Source organism: Streptomyces inhibens, from assembly GCF_003389455.1.
GTDB classification, from domain to species: Bacteria; Actinomycetota; Actinomycetes; order Streptomycetales; family Streptomycetaceae; genus Streptomyces; species Streptomyces inhibens.
Genome location: NZ_QUAC01000091.1, coordinates 1 through 2,450 on the forward strand (window position 1 = coordinate 1; position 2,450 = coordinate 2,450).

General features: G+C 72.9%; 2 protein-coding genes. Both read left to right on the top strand.

Annotated features, from left to right (window positions below; translation table 11 throughout):
* The coding region (locus tag DY245_RS12410) for a PucR family transcriptional regulator (RefSeq protein WP_181923647.1) at window positions 1-458 on the top strand (458 nt) is incomplete at its 5' end.
* A gap of 351 nt (window positions 459-809) precedes the next feature.
* Entirely contained in the window at window positions 810-2,270 is a 1,461-nt protein-coding gene (locus tag DY245_RS12415) for an aldehyde dehydrogenase family protein (RefSeq protein WP_128506652.1), read from the top strand.
* Window positions 2,271-2,450 lie beyond the last annotated feature (180 nt).

A 2,450-nucleotide genomic window follows, 5' to 3' on the forward strand; every position in this document is an offset into this window, starting at 1 on the left:
GGAGCGAGACGGGGCACGGCGGCGCGGGCGTGGCGGTCGGGCTGTCCGCGCCGACCGGGCCGATGGCCGCCGCGAACGCCTATCGCCAGGCCGAGCAGGCGCTGTCGGTGGCCCGCCGGCGCGGCCGGACGCTGGTCGAGCACGAGGATGTGGCGGCCGGGTCGGTGCTGCCGCTGCTCGCCGACGACGCGGTCCGGGCCTTCGCCGACGGCCTGCTGCGGGCGCTGCGGGAGCACGATGCGACCGGCCGCGGCGATCTGGTGGCGTCGCTGCGCGCCTGGCTCGCCCGGCACGGCCAGTGGGACGCGGCCGCCGCCGACCTGGGCGTACACCGGCACACCCTGCGCTATCGGATGCGGAGGGTGGAGGAGATCCTGGGGCGCTCGCTGGACGATGCGGATGTCCGGATGGAGCTGTGGCTGGCCCTCAAGGCGACGTCGGCGTCGCAGGGGGAGTAGGGAGAAGCGGGGGAGTAGGGAGGAGCGGGGAGTGTGAGGGGCGGGGTGTGAGGGGAGGGGCGCGAGGTCCCAGGGCGAGTGGGGTGAGCGGCGCGAGTAGGCCGAGTAGCGCAAGCAGGGGCGCGCTTCACGCCCCCGGATCCCCTCACCCGCCCCCNCAGGGGCGCGCTTCACGCCCCCGGATCCCCTCACCCGCCCCCTCCACCACGGAGAGACCCGCCCGCTGATTACGCCGCTTCGGACAAACGCCATGGTGGCGCCGCACCCCTACGGTGGGTCAGAGTCGAAACCGCAGAGCCGCTCCCTGAGCCATGCGCACCACCCACCACTTCTGAAGGGCCGGGTTCCACTGTGCCGATCCCCACTGATGCAGCCCCCACCGCCTTTTGGCTCGCCGGCCGCGAGGCCACCGGCGAGGCCACCTTCGATGTCACCTCCCCCTGGGACGGACGTCTCGTCGGCACGGTGAGCGTTCCCACCGAGGCCCAGGTCGAGGAGGCCATCGCCGCCTCCGTCGCCGTCCAGGACGAGCTCGCCGCCACCCCCGCGCATGTGCGGGCCGCGGCCCTGGACCATGTGCAGCGCCGGCTGGTGGAGCGTACGGAGGAGATCGCCCAGCTGATCTCCGCGGAGAACGGCAAGCCCATGAAGTGGGCGCGCGGCGAGGTCGGCCGGGCCGTGTCCGTGTTCCGTTTCGCGGCCGAGGAGGCCCGCCGCTTCAACGGCGGCGAGGCGCAGCGCCTGGACACCGACGCGGGCGGCGCCGGCCGGCTCGCGCTGACCCGCCGCTTCCCGCGCGGCACGGTCCTCGGCATCGCGCCGTTCAACTTCCCGCTGAACCTCTGCGCCCACAAGGTCGCCCCGGCCATCGCCGCCGGCGCCCCGATCATCCTCAAGCCGGCCCCTGCCACCCCGCTCTCCGGCCTGATCATCGGCGAGCTGCTGGCCGAGACCGACCTGCCGGCCGGTTCCTGGTCGATCCTCCCGGTGCCCAACGAGCGCATGGCGGCGCTGGTCCAGGACGAGCGGCTGCCGGTCGTCTCCTTCACCGGCTCCGAGAAGGTCGGCTACGCCATCCTGGACTCGGTGCCGCGCAAGCACTGCACCCTGGAGCTCGGCGGCAACGGTGCGGCCGTCGTCCTGCCCGACTGGTCCTCCGAGGCGGACCTGGACTGGGCGGCGCAGCGCATCGCCACCTTCTCCAACTACCAGGGCGGCCAGTCCTGCATCTCGGTGCAGCGGGTGATCGCGGACGCGTCCGTCTACGACCGCCTGGTGCCCAAGATCGTCGCGGCCGTCGAGGCGCAGATCACCGGTGACCCCTCCGACGACGCGACCGAGGTCGGCCCGCTGGTGAACGAGGACGCGGCCAAGCGCGTCGAGTCCTGGGTGGAGGAGGCCGTCGAGCGTGGCGCGAAGCTGCTCGCGGGCGGTAAGCGCGACGGTGCCTCCTACGCGCCGACCGTGCTGGCGGACGTGCCCGCCGACGCGACGCTCGCCTGCGAAGAGGTCTTCGGCCCGGTGCTCACCATCAAGAAGGTCGATGGCGTCGACGAGGCGTTCGCAGCCGTCAACGACTCCAAGTTCGGTCTGCAGGCGGGCGTGTTCACGCACGATGTGCAGACCGCCTTCCGCGCCCACCGCGCGCTGGAGGTCGGTGGCGTGATCGTCGGCGATGTGCCGTCCTACCGCGCCGACCAGATGCCCTACGGCGGCGTCAAGCAGTCCGGTGTCGGCCGCGAGGGTGTGCGCTTCGCGATGGACGACTACACCTACGAGCGGGTGCTGGTCCTCACCGGACTGGCGCTGTAACGCTGTAACACCCGACGTCATGTAACACCTGGCGTCATGTAACACCCGACGTCACACCCGACCCGGCCTGGACCGGTGGACAGCGACGGCCATCCCTTGGGCCGTATCACCGTCCGGGCCCCGGCCGGCGCACCCCCCGGCGCCGGCCCTTGACGCGGCGCGCTCCGGCACCCTGTTCCG